The 22,350-nt window shown below is 47.9% G+C and carries 19 protein-coding genes; 7 read left to right on the forward strand and 12 right to left on the reverse strand.

Features of this window, described 5'->3' with window-relative positions:
• Position 1: 1 nt before the first annotated feature.
• On the reverse strand, positions 2-199 hold the full coding sequence (locus tag HMPREF9370_RS12495; RefSeq protein ID WP_009116852.1) for a hypothetical protein: 198 nt from the start codon (positions 197-199) through the stop codon (positions 2-4).
• A gap of 89 nt (positions 200-288) precedes the next feature.
• Positions 289-1,485: a TonB-dependent receptor gene (locus tag HMPREF9370_RS07650; RefSeq protein ID WP_009116853.1), complete on the reverse strand. Its 1,197-nt coding sequence runs from the start codon at positions 1,483-1,485 to the stop codon at positions 289-291.
• 283 nt (positions 1,486-1,768) lie between these two features.
• Here HMPREF9370_RS07650 and HMPREF9370_RS07655 point away from each other — a divergent pair, with 283 nt between their 5' ends.
• From HMPREF9370_RS07655 to rbsK, 3 genes are all read left to right on the forward strand, one after another.
• Positions 1,769-2,668 (forward strand): surface lipoprotein assembly modifier, encoded by a 900-nt coding sequence (locus HMPREF9370_RS07655; RefSeq protein WP_009116855.1) that lies wholly within the window; start codon positions 1,769-1,771, stop codon positions 2,666-2,668.
• A 116-nt stretch (positions 2,669-2,784) separates the two neighbouring features.
• Positions 2,785-4,773: a DNA topoisomerase IV subunit B gene (locus HMPREF9370_RS07660; protein WP_009116856.1), complete on the forward strand. Its 1,989-nt coding sequence runs from the start codon at positions 2,785-2,787 to the stop codon at positions 4,771-4,773.
• A gap of 185 nt (positions 4,774-4,958) precedes the next feature.
• Positions 4,959-5,858 carry a ribokinase gene (rbsK, locus tag HMPREF9370_RS07665; protein WP_009116857.1) on the forward strand — a complete coding sequence of 300 codons (900 nt, stop codon included), beginning with the start codon at positions 4,959-4,961 and terminating at the stop codon, positions 5,856-5,858.
• A gap of 132 nt (positions 5,859-5,990) precedes the next feature.
• On the opposite strand, the gene HMPREF9370_RS11815 is transcribed toward rbsK, so the two are convergent.
• Both HMPREF9370_RS11815 and HMPREF9370_RS07675 read right to left on the reverse strand, forming a co-directional pair.
• Positions 5,991-8,171, reverse strand: coding sequence for a family 20 glycosylhydrolase (locus HMPREF9370_RS11815; RefSeq protein ID WP_009116858.1), 2,181 nt, complete (start codon positions 8,169-8,171; stop codon positions 5,991-5,993).
• Between the two features lie 53 nt (positions 8,172-8,224).
• Positions 8,225-9,196: a tRNA dihydrouridine synthase gene (locus HMPREF9370_RS07675; RefSeq protein WP_009116859.1), complete on the reverse strand. Its 972-nt coding sequence runs from the start codon at positions 9,194-9,196 to the stop codon at positions 8,225-8,227.
• A 105-nt stretch (positions 9,197-9,301) separates the two neighbouring features.
• Between HMPREF9370_RS07675 and HMPREF9370_RS07680 the strand changes: the two genes are divergently transcribed.
• Together HMPREF9370_RS07680 and HMPREF9370_RS07685 are read left to right on the forward strand one after the other, a co-directional pair.
• Positions 9,302-10,255, forward strand: a complete 954-nt coding sequence (locus tag HMPREF9370_RS07680; protein WP_040667049.1) for a nucleoside hydrolase — start codon at positions 9,302-9,304, stop codon at positions 10,253-10,255.
• An 82-nt stretch (positions 10,256-10,337) separates the two neighbouring features.
• Positions 10,338-11,921, forward strand: a complete 1,584-nt coding sequence (locus HMPREF9370_RS07685; RefSeq protein WP_009116861.1) for a glycosyltransferase family 2 protein — start codon at positions 10,338-10,340, stop codon at positions 11,919-11,921.
• A gap of 80 nt (positions 11,922-12,001) precedes the next feature.
• Here HMPREF9370_RS07685 and HMPREF9370_RS07690 read toward each other — a convergent pair whose 3' ends face one another.
• On the reverse strand, positions 12,002-13,615 hold the full coding sequence (locus HMPREF9370_RS07690) for a YdgA family protein (RefSeq protein WP_009116862.1): 1,614 nt from the start codon (positions 13,613-13,615) through the stop codon (positions 12,002-12,004).
• Positions 13,616-13,809: 194 nt separating this feature from the next.
• On the opposite strand from HMPREF9370_RS07690, the gene HMPREF9370_RS07695 reads away from it, so the two are divergent.
• Positions 13,810-14,847 (forward strand): sulfate ABC transporter substrate-binding protein, encoded by a 1,038-nt coding sequence (locus tag HMPREF9370_RS07695; RefSeq protein ID WP_009116863.1) that lies wholly within the window; start codon positions 13,810-13,812, stop codon positions 14,845-14,847.
• A 288-nt stretch (positions 14,848-15,135) separates the two neighbouring features.
• Here the strand turns inward: HMPREF9370_RS07695 and HMPREF9370_RS07700 are convergent, their stop codons facing one another.
• The 5 genes from HMPREF9370_RS07700 to HMPREF9370_RS07720 form a co-directional block, all read right to left on the reverse strand.
• Positions 15,136-16,218 carry a sulfate/molybdate ABC transporter ATP-binding protein gene (locus HMPREF9370_RS07700; RefSeq protein WP_040667050.1) on the reverse strand — a complete coding sequence of 361 codons (1,083 nt, stop codon included), beginning with the start codon at positions 16,216-16,218 and terminating at the stop codon, positions 15,136-15,138.
• Between the two features lie 45 nt (positions 16,219-16,263).
• On the reverse strand, positions 16,264-17,115 hold the full coding sequence (gene cysW, locus HMPREF9370_RS07705) for a sulfate ABC transporter permease subunit CysW (protein ID WP_009116865.1): 852 nt from the start codon (positions 17,113-17,115) through the stop codon (positions 16,264-16,266).
• A 22-nt stretch (positions 17,116-17,137) separates the two neighbouring features.
• On the reverse strand, positions 17,138-17,965 hold the full coding sequence (cysT, locus tag HMPREF9370_RS07710) for a sulfate ABC transporter permease subunit CysT (protein WP_040667556.1): 828 nt from the start codon (positions 17,963-17,965) through the stop codon (positions 17,138-17,140).
• Between the two features lie 225 nt (positions 17,966-18,190).
• Positions 18,191-18,418, reverse strand: coding sequence for a hypothetical protein (locus HMPREF9370_RS07715; protein WP_169311365.1), 228 nt, complete (start codon positions 18,416-18,418; stop codon positions 18,191-18,193).
• Positions 18,419-18,586: 168 nt separating this feature from the next.
• Positions 18,587-19,288 carry a 5'-methylthioadenosine/adenosylhomocysteine nucleosidase gene (locus HMPREF9370_RS07720; RefSeq protein WP_009116869.1) on the reverse strand — a complete coding sequence of 234 codons (702 nt, stop codon included), beginning with the start codon at positions 19,286-19,288 and terminating at the stop codon, positions 18,587-18,589.
• 310 nt (positions 19,289-19,598) lie between these two features.
• Between HMPREF9370_RS07720 and HMPREF9370_RS07725 the strand changes: the two genes are divergently transcribed.
• A complete protein-coding gene (locus HMPREF9370_RS07725) occupies positions 19,599-20,738 on the forward strand; it encodes a PilT/PilU family type 4a pilus ATPase (RefSeq protein WP_009116871.1) in 1,140 nt (379 codons plus the stop codon).
• 84 nt (positions 20,739-20,822) lie between these two features.
• Here the strand turns inward: HMPREF9370_RS07725 and argB are convergent, their stop codons facing one another.
• A complete protein-coding gene (gene argB / locus HMPREF9370_RS07730) occupies positions 20,823-21,713 on the reverse strand; it encodes an acetylglutamate kinase (RefSeq protein WP_009116872.1) in 891 nt (296 codons plus the stop codon).
• A 126-nt stretch (positions 21,714-21,839) separates the two neighbouring features.
• Entirely contained in the window at positions 21,840-22,253 is a 414-nt protein-coding gene (locus HMPREF9370_RS07735; protein ID WP_009116873.1) for a YidB family protein, read from the reverse strand.
• Positions 22,254-22,350 lie beyond the last annotated feature (97 nt).

The following is a 22,350-nucleotide window of genomic DNA, read 5'->3' on the forward strand; positions in this document are numbered from 1 at the left end:
TTCAATATAGCTTCTGCTTAAGCGCTTTGTCCTGCTCTTCATAATGGATAATATAGCCAAGCTCGCCGGATAATATGCTATTCAGCTTGCCGTAATCCTCTCCCGTCATGGTATATTCCGGCGACACGCCGTTACGCCGCAAATTATCCTTTGATAAGTGATTTTGCCGCTCATTCCACTCTATTCTCTCTCTTTCCATAAATAAATCATGCAATGAACGGGTTTTGCCCAGCAATTCATTTGCCCAAGTGTCTTCAGAGCTGTAATGGTTGTAGCGCGCGCCGGCATTTACCGAAATCCGGTCTGTCGGCCGCCAATTGAAATTGAAATAAAGTTTATATTCATCCCGTTTACCTTGCCTAGGCGTGCTACCCAAGATACATCTTGCTCCGCCAACTTCCTCCAAGTATCGTCCGGCGTGCCGAGCTTTTCATATTGATAGCTGCCGCCCAAGGTTAAGTTTAAAGTGTCGTGCAGCTTCATTTTATTGGTCAGGTAAACGCCCAAACGGTTATTGGTGTTCTTATTCAGCGAGCCGTGAAGAACGGTGGTTCTCTGCAGGCTACTCAAGCTATGGTTTCGCGAATTTTTATAGTTGCCCAAATCGTAAACCATGCCACCGCTGTTTTGCAGCATCATATCGGCTTTGTTCAACCAAATGCCGCTTTCCAAATCAAGCCAGCGGTTTTCTGGCTTCCAGCGGTAATCCAGCGTGTAGGTATCCATTTTGATTTTGCTTAAAGGCCATTGCGGCAGTAGGGGGCCGTCTCTTGTTTCTATACCATAAATCCTTGAGGGCATAATTTCACCGTATCGGCTGTCCAAGCGACGGTAGCCAAGCTGGATAGACTGTTTGTCGGTAAGTTTGAACGTACCTTTCAGCAAAAAATAGCGGTTGTTCAAAGAAGTGTTCAATACTTCGCTACGCTCTTCAAACATATTCTCCTGAATATTTTGTGAAGCAATACCGGGAATGATCACTCCCCCTGCATGATAAATCTGCTCATAACGGTGCTTGCCGCCCTTACCTGGATAATGGTTGCCGTGATAGCGGTAGGCATAAGCGGCCACCAGCTCCGTGCGATCGGTTTTGGCCGCCACGGCAACCCGCGCAGCTTGATCATGCCCGAATGTTTTGGCATCGCCGCCTGCTTTTTTAGGCAACTTGTGAAAATGGTTGGCCAAATCTTGATAGCTGACGCGCAGCTGTGTGCCCACCAGATTGAGGTCGGGAACACGTTCACCCGCCATATTATTGGCCGCTTCCACCCGGATATCGGCACCGAATTTGCGGTCGGGCTTTACAATATCGTCGGCTTCCAGTGTTTTAATCGCAATGCCGCCTACCGAGCTTTCAAACCCGCAGGTCAGCGAAGCGCCTTTTTCCACCCTGATGCTGCTGATCAGCATCGGGCCGATATTAAGTGCGGCTTTTGCTACCGTTATATCCTCTCCAAACCGTAACGCCGTTTTCGGCGCCGTCAATCGTTATATAACAACTTTAACCGTACATGCGACACAGCTTTCGGCGTTAAACGCTAACCAACTCTTTTTTAATCAAAACAACCGATACAGTGACGTGCTGTATCAGTTTCCTCATTCATTGTTTTCAGACAGGCTTTTATGTTGAAAAGATTAGTTTATTTCTGTTTAGCACGTTTATTATTTGAAGACCAATTAAATCAGGAATCAGCGGAAGAGTTTGCCAAAATTCCTGCGGAGCAAGTGTCCGAAGCAGTAAAAGACAATACCCGCTTATTTCAATGCTTTGGAAAATCGACAAAAATGGCAAGACTCTGTTTCTAGAGGTTTAATATGGAGCAGCAATATAAACGAAGGCTCAGACGGTCCGGAGTGCCTGCATATTGAAGAATTAGGCGACATTTGGGAGCATTGTCAAAACGGCGAACCATCGGAAAAAGCGCTTGGCATCAATTATGAAGCCGCCGCTTCCCGCCGCTTTCAAATCAGCGGACACCACGGCTTGAACACCCGCATACTGGCATACGGCAAAATCTACCGAAACCATCAAAAATACAATGAACACACGCTCAATGTAAGCGCAGGCTACCAATTTGCCAACGCCAAGCGCACAGTCACTTTGGCGCCTTTGTGGGAATGGAGCAGCAGCGGCCAACATGCACAACACCGCGCTTACGGCGCCCGCGCAGAATGGAACGAAGCCCGCAGCCGCTGGTCGTGGAACACCGAAGCCGAATGGAAAAAGCAGGTCTATTTCAACAGCGACATGAAACACAATAACCACCGCCTGTTTTCCGTGTTCAACACTTTGTCATACGGCTTGCGGGATGATGTTGTAATCTTCGGCGGTTTGGACTGGCAGCAGCGCTTTTCCGAAGAACCGACCGAAAGCTACCGCCAACCCGCTATCCGGCTGGGAGCGGCAAAACAATTTGCCGGCGGCTTCGACGCCTCGCTCTACACCCTGCTCCGCCACCGCTCCTACAAACAAGAAAATGAATTCTTAGGCAAACGGCGCAGGGATAACGAACAAATCTACACCTTAAACCTCGGCTCCGACCGCTGGAAAATAGCCGATATGAAACCTGTATTCACACTCAAACACCGCCGCGTTAATAGCAATATCAAATGGTTAAACAGTTTCAAACAAAATGAAATCGGCATTTCTCTAATAAAGCAGTTTTAAAACCCGCCAATGCCTGTCTGAAAGTTTCAGACAGGCATTAGTTACATGCCGGCGCCGCCCAGTTTTAAAGCTGTTGTGTTAAAATCCGAATCTATTTTTCATTCAAACACATTCTTATGTCGAACCCAGCAAAGCAATACAGCGAATCCAGCATCACCGTCCTCAAAGGCTTGGAGCCGGTAAAAGAACGGCCGGGCATGTACACCCGCACCGACAGCCCCACCCACATCTGCCAAGAAGTGATCGACAACGCCTCCGACGAAGCACTCGGCGGTTTTGCCGATGAAATCAAAGTGGAAATCCATGAAGACGGCTCGCTTTCCGTGCGCGACAACGGGCGCGGCATTCCGGTGGGGCTGCATCCGGTGGAAGGTTTGCCGGTGGTGGAGCTGGTATTCACGCAGCTTCATGCGGGCGGCAAGTTTAACAAGAAAGACGGCGGCAGCGCGTATGCCTTTTCAGGCGGCCTGCACGGGGTGGGCGTGTCGGTAACCAACGCGCTTTCCAAACGCCTCGAAGTTACCGTGAAGCGCGAAGGCAAAATCCACCGCATCGTGTTTGCGGGCGGTGCGGTGGTGGAGCCGCTGGCCGAAGTCGGCAAATGTGCGGTGAAAGACAGCGGCACCGAAGTGCGCGTGTGGCCCGACGGCAAATATTTTGAAAGCCCGCAATACAGCATAGCCGAACTCGAACGCCTGTTGCGCGCTAAAGCCGTGTTGCTGCCGGGCGTTACCGTGTCGCTTACCCGCCCCGTTAAAGGCCTGTCTGAAAAAGAAGTGCAGACATGGCATTACCCCAACGGCCTCAAAAGCTATCTGCTCGACTTAATCAGCGAGGCGCAGGAAGCCGTGCCGGTGTTCGCTTCGGAAAACTATATTTCAGACGGCCACGACAGCGATTTCAGCACGGGCGAAGGCGCGGCGTTTGCGCTCACTTGGCTGGAAGAAGGCTCGTGCAACAGCGAAAGCTATGTCAACCTGATTCCCACCCCGCTCGGCGGCACGCACGAAGCAGGCTTGCGGCAGGCGGTGTTCCAAGCGGTAAACAACTTCATCAACCACCACAACCTGCTGCCGCGCGGCGTGAAAGTGCAGAGCGACGACGTGTTCGGCCGCGTGGCATTCGTGTTGTCCGCCCGCGTGCTCGACCCGCAATTCCAAGGCCAAACCAAAGACAAGCTCACCAACCGCGACGCGCTCAAGCTCGTGGCCGCCGTATCGGGCGACCCGCTGGAATTGTGGCTCAACCAAAACGTCGAAGCCGGTAAAAAAATCGCCGAACTCGCCATCAAGCAGGCACAGGCACGGATGCGTTCGGTGAAGAAAATCGAAAAGAAAAAAGGCAGCGGCGTGGCCGTGCTGCCCGGCAAGCTCACCGATTGCGAAAGCGAAGACATCCGCGAAAACGAACTCTTCTTAGTGGAGGGCGATTCGGCAGGCGGCTCGGCCAAACTCGCGCGCGATAAAGCCACCCAAGCCATTTTGCCCTTGCGCGGCAAAGTGTTGAACAGCTTTGAAGTGCATCAAGACCAACTGTTCGGCAATGCCGAAATCCACGACATCGCCGTCGCCATCGGCGTTGACCCGCACGGCACGAACGACAACCCCGATTTAAGCGGCCTGCGTTACGGCAAAATCGCCATCCTCTCCGATGCCGACGTGGACGGCTCGCACATCCAAGTGCTGCTGCTCACCTTGTTTTACCGCCACTTCCCCAAACTGGTTTCAGACGGCCACATCTATGTCGCCCAGCCGCCGCTGTTTCGCGTGGATGTGAACGCACAAGGCAAAAGCAAACCCGCGCGCAAATTCTACGCACTCGATCAGGGCGAATTGGACGGCATTTTGGAGCGGCTGCAAAAAGAAGGTGTAAAAGAAACCGCCTATTCCATCAGCCGTTTCAAAGGCTTGGGCGAGATGAACCCCGATCAGCTCAAAGACACCACCATGCACCCCGACACCCGCCGCTTGTTGCGGGTCAGCATTCCCGAAGGTGCGGGAAAAGAAACGCATGATATTTTTGTCAAACTGATGGGCAAAGGCGAAGCCGCCAGTCGCCGCGCATGGATGGAAGCCGAAGGCGATAAAGCTGAAGTGGATATTTAAACTTAAAGCCTTTACAAAACAACCATTCGCGCAGCTGAAGAATGATGAACTTATCATTAAGAAAAACATTCTAAACGCTTGGTAGTTCAAGACAGTCTTTTTAATAAAGAATGCCTGTCTGAAAATGTTTTCAGACAGGCATATCATATATTTTCAAGCAAAACCTGTTATCGCCGGAGAATCAAATGAATGCCCACAAAATCGTCGTTATCGGCAGCATTAATATGGATTTAGTTACCTCATCGCCCCGTTTTCCTAAACCGGGCGAAACCTTACTAGGAACGGGTTTTCATCAATATATGGGCGGAAAAGGGGCCAATCAGGCCGTGGCCGCCGCGCGCTTAGGCGCAGAAGTTTCACTTATCGGCGCGGTTGGTTCGGATCATTTCGGGCAGGCTTTATTAGACAATCTGCGAAAAGAACATGTCAACACGGATGCCGTGCGCATTATTCAAGACCGGCCCAGTGGAATGGCAAACATCACGGTAGCAGAAGGCGATAACCATATTATTGTGGTTTCAGGCGCCAACTTTTCACTTACCCCGACTGATATACATAACGAAGAACAACGTATTGCCAATGCCGATGTGGTTATGGCACAACTGGAAACCCCGCTAGACACTGTAATTGCCGGCGCCGAGCTGGCGAAAAAATACAGTAAGCCCTTTATTCTCAACCCCGCTCCCGCTCAAAAACTGCCGCAGGAGCTAATCAATTTAACCAGCATACTTACCCCAAACGCTTACGAGCTCGCGATTAGCTTAGGCCTGTCTGAAAACTTGTCTCCGGAAGAAATGTTACGACAATCACCTTGCCAAGTGGTCATGACTTTAGGTTCAAAAGGCGCACTATTCAATGATGAAACCGGCGCACAATATAGCCAGCCCAGCTTTACAGTCACTCCTGTCGACACAACCGGCGCAGGCGATACGTTCAATGGTGCTTTAGCAGTGTTCCTTAAACAAGGTTTACACGAGGCAGTAAAAAAAGCCTGCGCGGCCGCAGCCATTTCAGTTACCCGCCCGGGCGCACAAGGTGGCATGCCTTTATATAAGGAATTGGAAGCGTTTTTAACCAAACAATAAACCGGCTACCGAAAAAGCCGGAAACATATCACTCTGCTTGACGAATATAATGTAACTTCTGAATCGCAAATAAGGTAATACCTGTCTGAAAAATCACTTTTTCAGACAGGTATTTCTCAAATTACTCTTTGTTTAAACCACTTCTACCACTATGTCAGTATCAACATACAAGTGATTATTGCCGTGTTTATACAGGCTATAGCTCACATTGTCTTTCAACTCACTGGCACCACTGAATGACCAATCTGAAGACAATGTCAACATGTCATCGGTATCACCGTTGAGCCATACGAAGGAATAGCTGGAAAGCAAATCGTCAGCCAGAGAAACATCAACCAACTCCGAAGCAGAACTCTTCAGATTGATTACTTCACCATCTCGATTTTCTTTCGTAATATCCAAAGTTACTTTCGACAAATCGTCTTTATTAATTGAATCCGCATTGGTTTTGCTGATCAACGCTGCCAAACCGTTGGCGCTCCATTCGTAAATCTGATCATCAGTCAGATTATCGGCATTTTCACCCCAAATCGTTAAGGACGAGCCAATGACCTTTCCGGTATCGGTAATCAGGTCGGAATGATCTTTACCATCCCAAACGCTCAAATCCCACATAGCTTGAATATCGCTGGCCATATGTGCACCGCTTTCGGCATTGGTTACGCCGTCATCGGGTACGAAATACAGGTAATACCAGTTGTAATTCAAAACATCAAAGCCGTCGTCCAGCAAGTCTTTCATGCTTGCGCGCTCTGCGCGACGATCAGCTGCCACCGAATCAACACCCGGATTACCGTCGTAACTCCAATAGGTAATTTCGATTGAATGGTTTAATTCTTTCAAGCTGGTTTTCAAAAGGCCGTCGTTCCACATGCGTGTTTTCAAGCCTTGCTCTTCCAAGAATTTCGATAAGGTATTGGCATAAGTGATGAACTCGTGATTGTTCAAAGCACTGTAACCAAACTCATCACCGCCGATATGGAAGTGTTTGCTATTGCCCTGCATCAAGCCGATTACTTCGGTATAAAGGCTCTTCACAAAATCAATAGCCTTAGGATCGGTAATCTTGATTTCATCGTTTACCACTTCGGATTTGATGCTCTTCACATAATCCGCACCTTTGTGATGCTCCAACAAATCAAAGATTGCGTCCATATGATTGGGCGTGTCTACCTCCGGAATCAGCTCTACACCTTTGGCTTTAGCATGAGACACAATATCGGCAATCTGCTCGTAGCTCAAAAACTGTTTGCCTGTTTTAGGATTGGTGTAAGTACCGTCTTCATTTTGGGTAGCATTCGCAGCGCGTTGATCAAGCACGGTGCTTTCAAACGCGTAATTTTCATCGTCCGATAAATGCAGTTGCAAAAACGTGCCGCCTGATTTGCTGATGGTATCAATATATTTTTTAATTACATCGGCAGAATAGAAATGTTTGGCAATATCCAGCGTCAAACCACTTTGCTTGCCATTTACTGCAGGTTGCGGCGCGGGCTCTGCTTGCTCTGTTGCAGAATGATTAGGGTCAACGATATTGCCGGTGCCCTCTGTTGTTTCCGGCACAATGTTTTCTTTAGCCGAAGGAGTCGATTCCGGCGCATTATTGCTTTCTTTCGGTGTTGAATTTTCTACTTTTGTTTCCGGCTTAGGAGCGGGCTCTTCCGATGGTTTAATGTCACTGGCAGGTGGAGAAGCAGGGTCTTCAGCAGGCTTGGCTTCCTCAGCAGGTTTAGCTTCAGGCGATTCAGCTGTTACTCGAGCAGTGCTTGGTGTTTGATCTTCTTTCACTGAATGTTCTTCAGAAGATGCAGCAGGCTGTGTTACGGAGCGTTCCTCTCCCATGCTCCGCTTTCGAGCTGTTTTTTCTTGACCATTATCTGAACTACCACCGGATGAACCTCCGGCAGCTGCCGCAGCCAAACCGGCCAGTAACAAACCCGAACCACCAACAATCCAAGGCATTTTGCCGGAACCTGAGTCATTGATAGGCGCTATCTCTTCTGCACCACCATCAACAACACTTGAATCATCGGCAACATCAACAGAAGCATTTTTTGCTAAATGTGTATAACCGATATGGTTATGAGCGGTTTGTATTTGATCTTCCGGAATAATCCAATTTTCAGTAAAAAGTTGGTAAGTTTCCTGATCTTCTAGGGCTAAAGCTCCTTCTGAATTTAATTCCTCCGCAATTAATTGACCATTCTCAATGTCCGACAAAGGAATTTCTTTTGATTGGTTTATAATCTCTTGCATATGTGTGAGCTCATGTTGTTTGAATTTTGAACTTGGCATATGATGTTTAAATTTCATTTTTGTTCCCCGATAATCTTTAAATTTTCAATATTTGCCCAAATATCAAATAATTAATGAGTTCTTTTTATCTGAAATTCATACTCTCGTAAAGCATTTTTTATGCCGCTTATCTCTTTTATAGACCGAATACATTGAAATAGCCCATCAGCATGGGGATACGCTTTTTTCATCATCCCCAACCATTGTTTCAATCTTGCAACAGGATATTTGTTTTCTCCTTCTTTCTCTACGCACAAATCTACAAACAGCAAAATCCAATCCATGATTTCTTCAAACGGCATTGGCCGAACCGGTTCGCCATTTTCATACTGTTTAATCTGCCTTGCCAAATCCGGCACCATCACAGCCCCACGACCCAGCATCACACTGTCGCAACCGCTTTCCTCTTTAATCCCTATATAGTCAGCCAGAGTGAATACATCACCGTTTGCCGTAACCGGAATATCCACAGCTTCAGCAATTTTACGCACCCATATCCAATGGGCAGGCGGTTCGTAACCTTCTACTTTAGTGCGTGCATGTACGGTTAAGCCGCAGGCGCCGCCTTCATTAATCGCACAGGCATTTTCCAAAGCGAGCGTTTTATCCTCAAAACCCAAACGCATTTTTGCCGTAAGTGGTATATGTTCGGGCAAAGCATCCCGTAGGGTTTTCACAATACGGAACACTCTGTCCGGCTCCTTCAGTAAAACTGCGCCTCCTTGATGCTTATTTACCGTAGGTGCGGGGCAACCAAAGTTGAGATCGATTTTTTCCACGCCAAACCGCACTGCTGCCAACGCATTGACTGCCATATTTTCTGCATCACTACCTAAAAGCTGCACTGTACACGGCACACCTGAAAATGTTTTATTACCGTGTGCAATTTCAGGTGCATATCTTAACCAAGTCGCACGGGAATGCACCGTGTGCGTGATACGCACAAACTCACTCACACACTCGTCAAAACCACCGATACGCGTTAATAAATCACGCATCACATCATCAGTTAACCCCTGCATCGGGGCCAGCACCAAACGCATATCTCAACAATGCCTGTCTGAAATTAAGAAAAGCGCATATTGTATCGTTATCTTGGCTGCGTTACACTTCCAACTTCCTCCTAATTTTTATCGGTGCGCTTGAATATGTCTGAAAAAATCCGCTTAATCATTGATACCGACCCAGGCCAAGATGACGCAGCAGCCATTCTGATGGCACATGGCTTAGCCAAACGCGGGTTGATTGACTTTATGTCGATTACCGTAGTAGCCGGCAATGTAGGTATCCGCTATACCTCTGAAAATGCACGGATTATTTGCGATTGGGCCGGAAAGGAAAATTTTCCTGTGTATTCAGGTGTTGCCAAACCGCTGCTGCGGAATCTGGTTACCGCCGAAGAGGTGCACGGCAAAACTGGTTTGGACGGCGTTGAACGCCATTCCCCCCGTTGCCCGTTACAAGAGCAGCACGCCGTGAACTATTTGATTGATACTTTACGTGCAGCAGAAGACAACAGCATTGTCATCTGCCCTATCGGCCCGTTAACCAATATCGCCCAAGTTTTAACGCTTGCACCGGACTGCGCGCGTGCTATCAAACGGATTGTTTTGATGGGCGGCAATTATTTCGAAGCGGGTAACATCACGCCCGCGGCGGAGTTCAATTTTTATTGCGACCCGCACGCCGCACAAATCGTGTTGCAAAGCGGCGTACCCACAACCATTTTGCCGCTCGATGTAACCCACAAAGCATGCATTACCACCCCCCGTATGGATGTGTTGCGTCAGCAGAATAATAAAAACGGCCCGCGTTTGGCCGGCATTCTGCAAAGTTATGAGCGATACGACATTCAAAAATTCGGCACCGAAGGCGGCCCGTTGCATGACCCCTGCGCGATTACTTGCGCGGTGTTTCCCGAATTATTCCAAGGTCGCGAATGCTATGTTCAAGTGGAAACTTCCAGCGAATTAACCATGGGCGCGTGTGTGGTGGATTGGTGGAATTCAACCGGCAAACCGGCAAATGCTTATTGGGTAACCGAAGTTGATGCAGATAGAATGTTTGAAGAAATGGCTTTATCTATCGGGCAATTGCCTTAGATCTTAAGAATGCCTGTCTGAAAACAAACAGAAAGGCCGTCTGCAATATTTCAGACGGCCTTCTCTCCTTAAAATATCGAATATGAAAATGAACGACACTGCCGAAAAAATACCCGTTACCGCTGCCATGATGGTTAAAAATTCCGAAAAATACCTAGCAGAGGTATTACAGTGCCTGAGCGGTTTCGACGAAGTATTACTATTAGACAACGGTTCGACCGACCGCACACTCGAAATCGCTGCATGTTTTAACAACGTAAGCATACACAAACACGAGTTCATCGGTTTCGGCCCCATGAAAAACCTTTCGGCCAAGCTTGCACGCCATGATTGGATTTTCAGCATAGACAGCGATGAAATCGTTACACCCGAGTTGATGCAAAGCATACGCCAAGCGGATTTATCGCAAACCAACCGCATATACACCCTCTCCCGCTTAAATCATTATCGCGGCCGTGCAATCAAAGGCTGCGGCTGGTATCCCGACATAATCTGCCGCCTCTACAACCGCAAACACACACGTTTTAACGACCGTCAAGTTCATGAATCATTAGAGCAACCGGAAGGAACCCAAATTGCTGCTCTAAAAGGCGAACTTTTGCATTATTCTTTTGATTCTGCCGATGGTTTGATTCAAAAAATGCAGCAATACACTTCACTTTATGCAGACCAATTCCGTTTTACCAAACGCACCTCTGCCGGCAGCGCAACTTTGCACGGATTTTCTTCTTTTATTAAAAACTATTTCATCAAACAAGGTTTTAAATATGGCAGCGACGGGTTTACCATCTCCTTTTCCAATGCTGCCGGTTCTTTTTACAAATACATCAAGCTAAATGAGCGCAACCAAGCTTTGCGGGTATCGCTGCTCATCACCACTTACAACCGCCCCGATGCCTTGCAAAAAGTGCTTTATTCCACACTCCAGCAAAGCGTCAAGCCCGTTGAAATCTTAATTGCAGACGACGGCTCTCGTGAAGATACGGCAGAAGTTATCCAAATATTCGCTTCACATTGCCCAATCCCGGTCAAACACCTATGGCAGGAAGACGACGGCTTCCGCGCCGCTCAAGCCCGCAACCGTGCCATCGCAGCCGCAAACGGTGAATATATGGTGATTATTGACGGTGATATGGTGCTGCATCCCGAGTTTATCCGCGACCACATACAAGCCGCCCAAAAAAACACGCTTATCCAAGGCTCGCGCGTTATGCTCACCCAAGAGAAAACCGCAGAGTTGCTCAGCCGATCCGACCAAACAGAACCCATTTCTCTTTTCGATAAAGGAATAGAAAAACGCTTATCAGCTTTGCGCTGCAGTCATTTAAGTAAATTCATTTGGCGCAAAAAAAGCCAAAGCCATAAATCCATTAAAAGCTGCAATATGGGCTTTTTTCGGGAAGATGCATTGGCAGTCAACGGCTTTAACAACGAATTTGTCGGTTGGGGCAGAGAAGACAGCGAATTTGTCGCCCGCCTCTATCATCACGGCTTAAAACGCCGCAACCTGAAATTCAGCGGCATTGCCTACCACTTATGGCATCATGAAGCAGAACGCGATGCTCTGCCGCACAACGATGCGCTTTTGAACAAAACGCTGGAAAACAAACTGACACGTTGCGAAAACGGTGTGAATCAATTCTTGATGGTAGACACTGAAAATTAAACAATGCCTGTCTGAAAATAGTTTTCAGACAGGCATTTTAAAAGGACCCGAAATAAATTGGCTGCCTAAGCCTTTAGCAATCAACCGCCTGCTTTAGGCTGGCTTGCAGCTGCTTTTGGAGCGCTTGCCGCCTGAGATTCTTGAAATTCAATCACGTCATCAATGTCCACATCATCAGGTTCGCTTCTAAGCGGCTTGCCGTTAAACAGCAACTGGCTGTCTTTTAACATCATTTGAGTGCTTATATGGCCGTTGTTTACCGTAATATAACCGTCACGGTTCATCGAAGCCACCACATTCTCCACCATCAAACGCAAGGTTTCGTTAATATCATCCAAGCTGGCGCGACCTTCGGCGGCATCTTCAGCATTAACCGTAAACACATTGCGCGCCTGATTGATTACCAAACTCTCCAGCAGCTTTTGCGGCACCTGCAATTTGAAATCGGCATGCGTTTTTTTGATTAAAGCGTTGAAATTATTCAAATCAGGTTGTGTGAGACCGTTAAACTTCAACTCGCCGCTGGAATACACTTTACCTTGCGGCATCTTCAAATCGAAAGCACGCACTTTAATCACCGGGTTATTGATAAACAAACCGGCCGCTTCGTTTTTCGCCGCCTGAATCAACATATCCTGAATTTGCTGGCCGGTCATTTCTTTGGATGCGGCTTCGGCCATTTTGTTTTTCAAAACCAAAAGGCTCTTAGCGTCCAGATGCTCGGCGGCCACATCAATATTCAAAGGGCCGTATTGTTCGTCGCCATACACCAGATTGGCAAACTGAAACTTGCCTTCGCTGTTAATCCAGTCGCCGTTTTCCGCCATCTTGGTATCAAATTGCAGCTTGTCCACCACAATTTTAGAAGGGGCTACTTGGCCGGTAGGATTGATGAAAGCACCAATCTGCAAATCGGTTACCAGGTTAATCAGCTCGTTGATTTTTACATTGTAATCAACGCCTTCTTTCCAGACCACAGAAAATTTATCCAGCTTGAAGCTGCTGTTGCCGAGCGACAGCCGGGTTTTGCCGTCTTGGGTTTGCGTGTTGATTTGCAGATTTTCCAGCGACACGTCACCCTTATCGGCCAGCTTGGCAAGCAATGCGGGCGCCTGGTAGCTGTGGCTGTAATCCGACCAGCCCGGCTGATAATCGGTGGTGCCGTTCATGCCTTTCCAATTCAGCTTGATGCCCGACAGCTCTTCGTAGTCAAAAGCAGGCATACTGGCGGTTAATTGGCCCGAACCGTTTAAGTGAATCACATTGCTTAAAACCAATGGCGCCTGATCGCCGAAAAACCGCTTGAGTGCTTTTTCCGTTTCAGGATGATATTTGAACTCGGTTTCCACTTTTGCGCTAACCGGTGTCAAACCGGAAGCAAACGGACCGTGTTTGATATGGTTCACTACCGTAACCGGCTCGTTCAAGATGGTTTTCAGATTATCCGGCAGATATTGCTGCATGTTTTTCAGCAATGTGGGCTTCAATCTGATAACGGTCGTTTCCTTAGCACTGAACCAACCGCGTTCGTATTGACGTGATTCAACTGTGAGAAAGCTGGCTTGGGCAAGCAATTGGTGCTGCTCGTTTAATACTTGCTCGGCTTTTTGCCCGAGAAAATAAGGCGCGCCGCCAAATACGCCGGCCAGCGCCAAGACAATACCGGAAACTCCGATGGGTATCAGCTTTTTCATTGTATCGCTAGAAATGTAAAAAAATAGAGGATAGCATTTTTTAAAGTTTTTGTCCCGACCGCAGAAAAGCACCCTATTGCGATGGTTTTATATAACCAAGAAGCATTAGCTAACAATCATTCATTCTTTTTCTTATTAAAAACCCTTCTTTAAAATGAAGAAGTCATCTCTAAAATTAAGCAAAAGGAAATGGAATGAAACCCAAACACTTGATTGCCTTATTAACGGTATTCGCCCTACCCGGCTGCGCCCCCGAATCCGGCGACAAATCGGCATCGGCTCCGAGCGATAAAGTTGCCGCCTCAACGCTGCTGAATGTTTCATATGACGTAACCCGCGATTATTACAAAGACTACAATCCCATTTTCACCAAACACTACGCAACCAAACATCCTAACGTAACCATTAATATCCAACAATCACACGGCGGCTCCAGCAAGCAGGCTTTGTCGGTAGCAAACGGTTTGCAGGCAGACGTGGTTACGATGAATCAAAGTTCGGATATTGATTTATTGGTACAAAAAGGTTTGGTCTCCTCCGATTGGCAAAAACAGTTTCCGAATAACGCCGTACCCTTTACCAGCACGACGGTTTTCTTGGTTCGAAAAGGCAACCCTCTGCAAGTTAAAGATTGGTCGGATTTAGCCAGAGATAATATCAAAGTGGTGGTTGCCAACCCCAAAACCTCCGGAAACGGCCGTTATTCTTTTCTGGCAGCCCATGCTTATGCGTTAAAAACCAATCAGAATGATGAATCCAAAGCAATCGAATTTACTAAAAAACTCTTAAAAAACATTCCGGTATTTGAAAACGGCGGGCGGGCAGCCACCACTACTTTTGTTCAGCGCAACATCGGCGATGTGTTGATCACATTTGAAAACGAGGCCAATTTGGCCGCAAAACAATTGGGCAATGGCAATTTTGAAATCGTTTACCCCAGTTATTCGATTTTAATGGAAAGCCCTGTTGCAGTAGTCAACAGCGTTACCGATAAAAAAGGCTCAACCGCAGCCGCAACCGAATATCTGAATTATTTATGGAGCAAACCTGCACAAGAGCTTGGCGCCAAGCTTTACCTGAGGCCTACAGACAAAGATGTGCTGGCGGCAAACGCAGCTACATTCCCGAAAGTCGAAACATTCCGCCCGACGGAGGTGTTCGGCCCCTGGGATCAGATTATGAAAAAATACTTTGCCGACGGCGGTTTATTTGACCAGCTGACCACCAAATAACAGTTACCCTTAACGATAAACAATGCCTGTCTGAAAACTTTCAGACAGGCATTTATGTTAAACCCGGGCATAACGGATGCTTTATAGTTAATCAACACATTTTTAATACAAGGCAGCAAGCCGAAGACAGCACAGATACAGTCAATTCACTTAAGTTTAATAACGATACCGTCATACTCGGGCTTGACCCGAGTACCTTGAGTTCTGGTAAGCTTAGGAGATACTCGGGTCAAGCCCGAGTATGACGAGCGTGCTATTTTTTAAATTGATTCACTATATATCTGCCGCTTAAATCACATATTCCACCATCTCGGGCAGCTTGAATACGATGTGCTTTCTAGGATACAGCCACACCCTTTGCCCCAATGCAAACGGCTCAGTACGGTATTCATTATGCGGAACCAACACCTGCAACATCCGGCTGTTGCCCGTGCGCTTCAACATAAGCCGAACCATAGAGCCGGTGGTTTGTATGGAAGCTATTTCCGCTTCTCCGATACTGTTGCCGCCCGCTTTTGCAGATAGTGCCAAATCATGCGGGCGAACATAAGCCACTACATTTTGCCGCTCATGCCCCCGGCCTTCCAGTTTTTCCTCATAACCGCCGATAAACAGGCTGCCCTGCTCTATTTTTGCATTTTCAAACGCGTTTACCTCGCCGAGAAATTCTGTAACAAACACATTCTCCGGCTCATGATATAAATCATCGCCGCTGCCCGTTTGCTCAATTACCCCGTGGTTCATTACCACGATACTGTCGGCCATTTCCAGAGCTTCCTCCTGATCATGCGTAACCAACACACTGGTAATTCCCAATTCATGATGGATTTGACGCAGCCAATAACGCAATTCTTTCCGCACCTTAGCATCCAGCGCGCCAAACGGCTCGTCCAGCAGCAACAGTTTGGGTTCGGTAACCAGTGAGCGAGCGAGCGCGATGCGTTGGCGCTGGCCGCCCGAAAGTTGGCCGGGATAAGCTTTGGCAAGATGCTCAAGCTGCACCAGCTTGAGCAGGCTGTAAACTTTCTCTGCAATTTGGCTTTCCGCCGGCCTGATTTTCCGCGGCAGCACCTGCAAACCAAAAGCAATGTTATCAAACACATTCATATGCCTAAACAGTGCATAATGCTGAAACATAAAACCGACTTTACGGTCGCGCACATGCTTGCGGGTCACATTTTCGTCATCAAAGAAAATGCCGCCTCCATCTGCATGCTCCAAACCCGCAATAATCCGCAAGAGTGTGGTTTTGCCGCAGCCCGAAGGGCCGAGCAGCGCCGTGAGGCTTCCTGTCGGAATGGTCAGATTAATGTTTTTCAAGGCATGAAAACTGCCGAAATATTTATTGAGTTGTTCAATGCGTATGGTCATGCTCATGCTCCATTAAATTATTTACGGTTGTTTCAGACAGGCATCCTAATTACCGGCCGATTCAAGCTGCTTTTGCCGCCTCCAGGCCAACACGTTCTGCAACAACAAAGTAAGCAAGGCCAATAAAGCCAGCAGGCTGGACAAAGCGAATGCGGCAGTAAAGTTATACTCGTTATAAAGAATCTCCACCTGCAAAGGCAGCGTATTGGTTTGCCCGCGAATGTGGCCGGACACCATGCTTACCGCGCCGAATTCGCCCATAGCCCGTGCATTCGTCAGAATAATTCCGTAAAGCAGCGCCCATTTGATATTGGGCAGAGTGATGCGCCAAAACATCTGCCGGCCGCTCGCGCCCAAAATCAATGCAGCTTGCTCCTCACTGTCTCCCTGAGCCTGCATTAAAGGAATCAGCTCCCGCGCTATAAACGGAAAAGTAACAAATAAAGTAGCCAATATCATTCCGGGCAGAGCAAACACAATCTGAATACCGCGTGCTTCCAGCCAGCCGCCCATCACACTGTTAGCACCGAATAAAAGCACAAACATTAACCCGGCCACCACCGGCGATACGGAAAAAGGCAAGTCCAACAAAGTGGTAAACAACTGCTTGCCGCGGAAATCGAAACGCGTGAGCAACCAGGCCAGCGCAACGCCTATCACGATATTTACCGGCACCACAATTGCCGCAATCAGCAAAGTCAGCTTAACCGCATGCAAAGCATCCGCTTCAGTCAGCGCGGCAAGATAAAGCCGCCATCCCTTTTCCAGCGCGTTCCAAAACACAGCAACCAGAGGCATCACCAGCATCAGGCCGAGAAACAATAGCGCCGTTCCGATTAACGCATAACGCACAATGCGCGACTCGGTAAGCAGAGGATTGGTTTTAGCCGTATTCATAGTCTCACTCCGTCAAACACGCTCAACGCTTGCGCTTAGCCAAACGCCATTGCAAAATATTTAAGATAAATAAAATCACAAACGAAATACCCAGCATAAATAAAGCCACGGCACTCGCACCCTTCACATCAAACAACTCAAACTTGCCGGCAATAATCAAAGGCAGAATTTCCGACTCCATCGGAATATTTCCCGCAATAAAAATCACAGAGCCGTACTCGCCCGTTGCCCGCGCAAACGCCATGCCCGCACCGGTTATCAGAGCAGGCAGAATTTCCGGCAGCAACACGCGGCGGAACACCGTAAAACGGCCCGCCCCCAAAGACACCGCAGCCTCTTCATATTCGGCCGGCAACTCTTCCAAAACAGGCTGCACGGCACGCACAATAAACGGCAAGCTCACCACAACCAGAGCCACCCAGATACCCAACGGCGTAAACGCCACCTTGATACCGAAAGGTTCCAGCCAACGCCCGATCCAACCGTTAGGCGCATAAAGCGTGGCCAGCGCCACCCCGGTTACGGCAGTCGGCAGCGCAAAAGGCAAATCAACCAAAGCATTTACCAGCCCCTTGCCCCAGAATCGGTAGCGCACCAACACCCAAGCCACCAGCGTACCGAACACCACATTGGCCAACATGGCGAAAAAAGAAGTTTTCAGCGTGAGCCACACCGCAGCCAACGTACGCGGTTCGACAATCTGCTGCACAAAATCCGCCCACCCCATGCCGGCTACCGTCGCAACCAGCATCGCAAAGGGCATCAGCACCATTAACGAAAGTGTCAGCATACTCAGCCCGAGCGTCAGCTTGAAACCGGGCAAAACAGTTTGTGTTTTCAGCAACAGCATCATTCCACCTTATCTTAATGCCTGTCTGAAAAATGATTCAGACAGGCATTGCTTAGATTCCATAACACAACAGCAGCCGACACATGTTAAAGACAACACGGCCATTTGAAAAAGAACATAAAATTGTAACTAAATACACTTTAGTTATAAGCATTCCGCACAAACAAAATGCCTGTCTGAAAAGCTTTCAGACAGGCATTGTTCATACCGCTCACCAATCTCTATTTACAGCAACACAAACACCAACGCAAGTATCGCGGCATAAACAAACATAAACATCACGGAAATTGCCGGCACGCCCCGATTAATAACGCGGCAGATGTTATACAGCATGTGCCCCACCGTATACCAATACACCGAATTGAGCATCAAAAAGCTGCCGTAATGATCCGTGTATTCCGAAGAAAAAAGAGAAAAAGGCCAAGCAGTTATATAGCTTAACGGCGCAGCCAAGCTACCGCCTTTCACATAAAACACCAAAGCATTACCGGCAAAATAAACCCCTGCGAACCATACCCCAATCCATGCGGGTTTAAGCCAAAGTTTTATCTGGCAACACACAGATCGGCAATCATTTTTTGGAAATGCCTGTCTGAAACCCATACTACCGGCCTTTCTGAATTACAGACTGCTGATAATCGAATTAACCATCTTGGCGGAATTTACCGCCGCTGTTTCCAAAAATTCTTCAAAACTAATATTGGCTTTTTCATCAGCCAAATCCGATACGGCGCGGATTATGACAAACGGCACACCGAATTGCTCGCACGTCTGCGCAATCGCCGCAGCCTCCATTTCTACAACCTGCACGCCGAAGAAATTCTGGCGGATACGCGCCACCTGCTCCGCACTGTGGATAAACTGATCGCCGCTCACAATCAAACCTTTATGAATCCGCGCACCTGCAAAAACCCTTGCCGCTTTACCCGCCGCGCGAACCAAATCATTATCGCTTTCAAACGCAGGCCGCAATTTCGGCACTTGGCCGATTTGGTAGCCGAACGCAGTCACATCCACATCATGGTGCGCAATCAGCGTACCCACCACTACGTCGCCCACCTGCAAAGCCGCACCCAAACCGCCGGCGCTACCCGTATTAATCACGCAGTCGACCTGATAGCGGTTAATAGCCAGCGTGGTTGCAATAGCAGCGTTCACTTTACCGATGCCACTGAGTGAAAGAATCACTTCTTTATTAAATAAGCTGCCGCGATAAAAGGTGAAATTACCGAATTTTTCTTCTTCAGGATGGTGCATCAAGTTTTTCAGGAGCTCGATTTCCTGCTCCATCGCACCAATAATGGCAATCGTATTCGCTTTCATAGGCTTCCTTCCGACCGGCTGTTATCGTTTACAAAGGCATAATGCAACCTTACTGCAACACAAGTAAGGCTGAAACTGTGTCTATTTGTTTTCTTATTAATGTTGATTTCGGTCATTTGTTGTAAAACCTGTAAAAGCAAGGGAACTTAAATCCGATTATACATATGGTCTGATATAATTGCACGGTTCAGCCTTCCAGCAAATACACTCGATGCCAAAGAGTGCCATACCAGAAAAAAGAACTTTAAATATTTCAAACACTTTAATTAGTCAATAAACAATACCATTGTCTTTTAAGGTTTCTTCACCCATGGATAACACATTACACGATTCAATTGACACAAAAGACGAGCTTTACCAATGGCTTCGGTACATGGTGCAATACAAAGCGTCTGACTTATTCATAACCACGGGCTTTCCTCCGGCTGTAAAACTCGACGGTAAAATCACCCGTTTAAGCGACCAGCCGCTCACACCCGAACGCTGCATTGAAATCGCCGCTTCGGTGATGAATCCGAAACAGCTTGAAGAATTCACCACCACCAATGAATGCAATTTCGCCATTCAGCTTCCCGGCACAGCCCGTTTCCGCGTAAACGCGATGGTGCAGCGCGGTGCAACCGCTCTGGTACTCCGCCAGATCAGCAGCGAAATTCCTTCTTTCGAGCAATTGAATCTGCCGCCTGTTTTACAGCAAGTAGTTATGCGCAAACGCGGCCTGGTTATTTTTGTCGGTGGCACAGGCTCCGGCAAATCCACTTCACTGGCCTCGCTGATCGACTACCGCAATGAACACGGCAACGACCACATCATTACCATTGAAGACCCGATTGAATTTGTACATCAGCATAAAAACTGCATCATCACCCAGCGCGAAGTCGGCGTAGATACGGAAAACTGGTTTGCCGCCCTGAAAAATACTTTGCGCCAAGCGCCTGATGTGATTCTGATTGGCGAGATTCGCGACCGTGAAACCATGGAATATGCCCTGGCATTTGCCGAAACAGGCCACTTGTGCATGGCCACACTGCATGCCAACAGTTCCAACCAAGCGCTTGACCGTATCATCAACTTCTTCCCCGAAGAGCGCCGCACCCAGCTTTTGACCGATTTGTCATTGAACCTACAAGCCTTTATTTCTCAGCGCCTCATCCCGTTGGAACACGGCAGAGGCCGTATTGCCGCAGTGGAAGTGTTGCTGAATTCTCCGCTAATCTCCGATTTGATTCACCGCGGCGAAATCCACAACATCAAAGAGATTATGAAAAAATCGACCGATATCGGTATGCAAACTTTCGATCAGGCTTTATACAAACTGTATGAGCAAGGCTCTATCAGCTTCCAAGAAGCCATTAAAAATGCCGATTCAGCCAACGACTTACGCCTCGATATCCAATTGCGCAGCCGTCGCGGCCGCAGCCAGGGCGTGGATCTAGAAATCATCGGTTAAAGAGAAAGTGTAATCTATTAATCACAATGCCTGTCTGAAAAAGTTTCAGACAGGCATTGTTTAATTAAGTAATATAAACCAGCTTTAATCTGTTTCCTTACCCAAAATCATCGAACCCACACCTTTGTCGGTAAAAATTTCCAACAACAAAGCATTCAATACACGTCCGTCAATAATGTGCACGGCTTTCACGCCATTGGTGGCCGCCTCGATAGCCGAGCTGATTTTCGGCAACATGCCGCCGTAAAGCGTACCGTCTGCGATTAGTGTGTCAATTTTGCGCGGGGTCAAGTTGGTTAGCAGATTACCGTCTTTATCCATCACGCCCGTGATGTTGGTCATCATAATCAGCTTTTCCGCATTTAATTCTTCCGCCAGCTTACCCGCTACCAAATCAGCGTTGATATTGAACGCTTCACCCTGCCGCCCGACACCAATCGGTGCTACAACGGGAATGTAGCCGCCACGTATCATTTGGGTAATCAAAGTACAGTCTATGCTTTCGATCACGCCCACTTGGCCGATATCCACTCCGTTGCGCTCAGGCGTGTTGATAAACAGCTTTTTCGCTTTGATAAAATGGTTGTCGCGTCCGGTAATGCCCACCGCTTTACCGCCATTTTGGTTGAGCAGCGATACGATTTCTTTGTTGACATGGCCGCCCAAAACCATTTCCACAATATCCATGGTTTCAGGATCGGTTACGCGCATTCCCTGTACAAACTCGCCTTCCTTGCCTACTTTTTCCAGCATTTCGTTAATCTGCGGTCCGCCGCCGTGCACAATCACCGGATTAATCCCCACCAGCTTGAGCAAGGTTACATCTTTGGCAAAGCCTTCTTTCAAATGTTCTTCCGTCATGGCATTGCCGCCATACTTAATCACGAAAGTGCTGCCGGAAAAATGGCGGATATAAGGCAGCGCCTCGCCCAAAATATTGGCTTTCACGGCGGCAGGAATGTGTTCTCGATCCATTTCTTGTGTTTCCTTCGATTTCAAAGTGTATTCAGTATGCAAAACGCAGACATTATAGCGAATAAACAACAATGCCTGTCTGAAAGAAACGTTTCAGACAGGCATCGCTTCACGCAAAGCAGCAACTTATTTCAGAAAATTCTGCATCACAATCCTTGCGATATCATCCAAACCGAAACCATCCGCATCTGCTGCACTGCCGTTCGGCGTTAGGCTGTCGATAATTTGCGGCAGATATTGTGATAACAAATTACCCGCCTGCGCGCTGTCCACGCCTACCGAAGAAGCTGCTTTTTCCAACGTGCCGCCGCCCAAAGCGTCTTGAATCTGGGAGGCGGACACAGATTCATTGCTGCTTTGGTTGGAAATCCACGAATTCAATATATCGCCCAACCCACCTTGTTGAAGCTGATTAATAAGATTACCCGCTCCGCCGTTTTGCTGCATCAGCTGCATAACCAGTTGAAGCGCCGTATTTTGGCTACCTGAGCTGCTAAGCGCAGAGCTTGCCGCACCGATTAAAGTATCCATTAAATTCATTGCGTATCCTTATACCAAACGTATTCATATATATTTACAGCCGACCACGCTGTTTCAGCCAATCATGTAACATGATGCCTGTCTGAAAATAATCTAG

Source organism: Neisseria wadsworthii 9715 (genome assembly GCF_000227765.1).
In the GTDB taxonomy this organism is placed as follows: domain Bacteria; phylum Pseudomonadota; class Gammaproteobacteria; order Burkholderiales; family Neisseriaceae; genus Neisseria; species Neisseria wadsworthii.

Excerpts from the sequence above, each read along its gene's own strand:
- argB (WP_009116872.1), bottom strand. The coding sequence starts at position 21,713 with ATGGATCGAGAACACATTCCTGCCGCCGTGAAAGCCAATATTTTGGGC.
- HMPREF9370_RS07680 (WP_040667049.1), top strand. The coding sequence starts at position 9,302 with ATGTCTGAAAAAATCCGCTTAATCATTGATACCGACCCAGGCCAAGAT.
- cysW (WP_009116865.1), bottom strand. The coding sequence starts at position 17,115 with ATGAATACGGCTAAAACCAATCCTCTGCTTACCGAGTCGCGCATTGTG.
- HMPREF9370_RS07700 (WP_040667050.1), bottom strand. The coding sequence starts at position 16,218 with ATGACCATACGCATTGAACAACTCAATAAATATTTCGGCAGTTTTCAT.
- HMPREF9370_RS07695 (WP_009116863.1), top strand. The coding sequence starts at position 13,810 with ATGAAACCCAAACACTTGATTGCCTTATTAACGGTATTCGCCCTACCC.
- HMPREF9370_RS12495 (WP_009116852.1), bottom strand. The coding sequence starts at position 199 with ATGGAAAGAGAGAGAATAGAGTGGAATGAGCGGCAAAATCACTTATCA.
- cysT (WP_040667556.1), bottom strand. The coding sequence starts at position 17,965 with ATGCTGTTGCTGAAAACACAAACTGTTTTGCCCGGTTTCAAGCTGACG.
- HMPREF9370_RS07725 (WP_009116871.1), top strand. The coding sequence starts at position 19,599 with ATGGATAACACATTACACGATTCAATTGACACAAAAGACGAGCTTTAC.
- HMPREF9370_RS07660 (WP_009116856.1), top strand. The coding sequence starts at position 2,785 with ATGTCGAACCCAGCAAAGCAATACAGCGAATCCAGCATCACCGTCCTC.
- rbsK (WP_009116857.1), top strand. The coding sequence starts at position 4,959 with ATGAATGCCCACAAAATCGTCGTTATCGGCAGCATTAATATGGATTTA.
- HMPREF9370_RS07720 (WP_009116869.1), bottom strand. The coding sequence starts at position 19,288 with ATGAAAGCGAATACGATTGCCATTATTGGTGCGATGGAGCAGGAAATC.
- HMPREF9370_RS07735 (WP_009116873.1), bottom strand. The coding sequence starts at position 22,253 with ATGAATTTAATGGATACTTTAATCGGTGCGGCAAGCTCTGCGCTTAGC.
- HMPREF9370_RS11815 (WP_009116858.1), bottom strand. The coding sequence starts at position 8,171 with ATGAAATTTAAACATCATATGCCAAGTTCAAAATTCAAACAACATGAG.
- HMPREF9370_RS07690 (WP_009116862.1), bottom strand. The coding sequence starts at position 13,615 with ATGAAAAAGCTGATACCCATCGGAGTTTCCGGTATTGTCTTGGCGCTG.
- HMPREF9370_RS07685 (WP_009116861.1), top strand. The coding sequence starts at position 10,338 with ATGAAAATGAACGACACTGCCGAAAAAATACCCGTTACCGCTGCCATG.
- HMPREF9370_RS07675 (WP_009116859.1), bottom strand. The coding sequence starts at position 9,196 with ATGCGTTTGGTGCTGGCCCCGATGCAGGGGTTAACTGATGATGTGATG.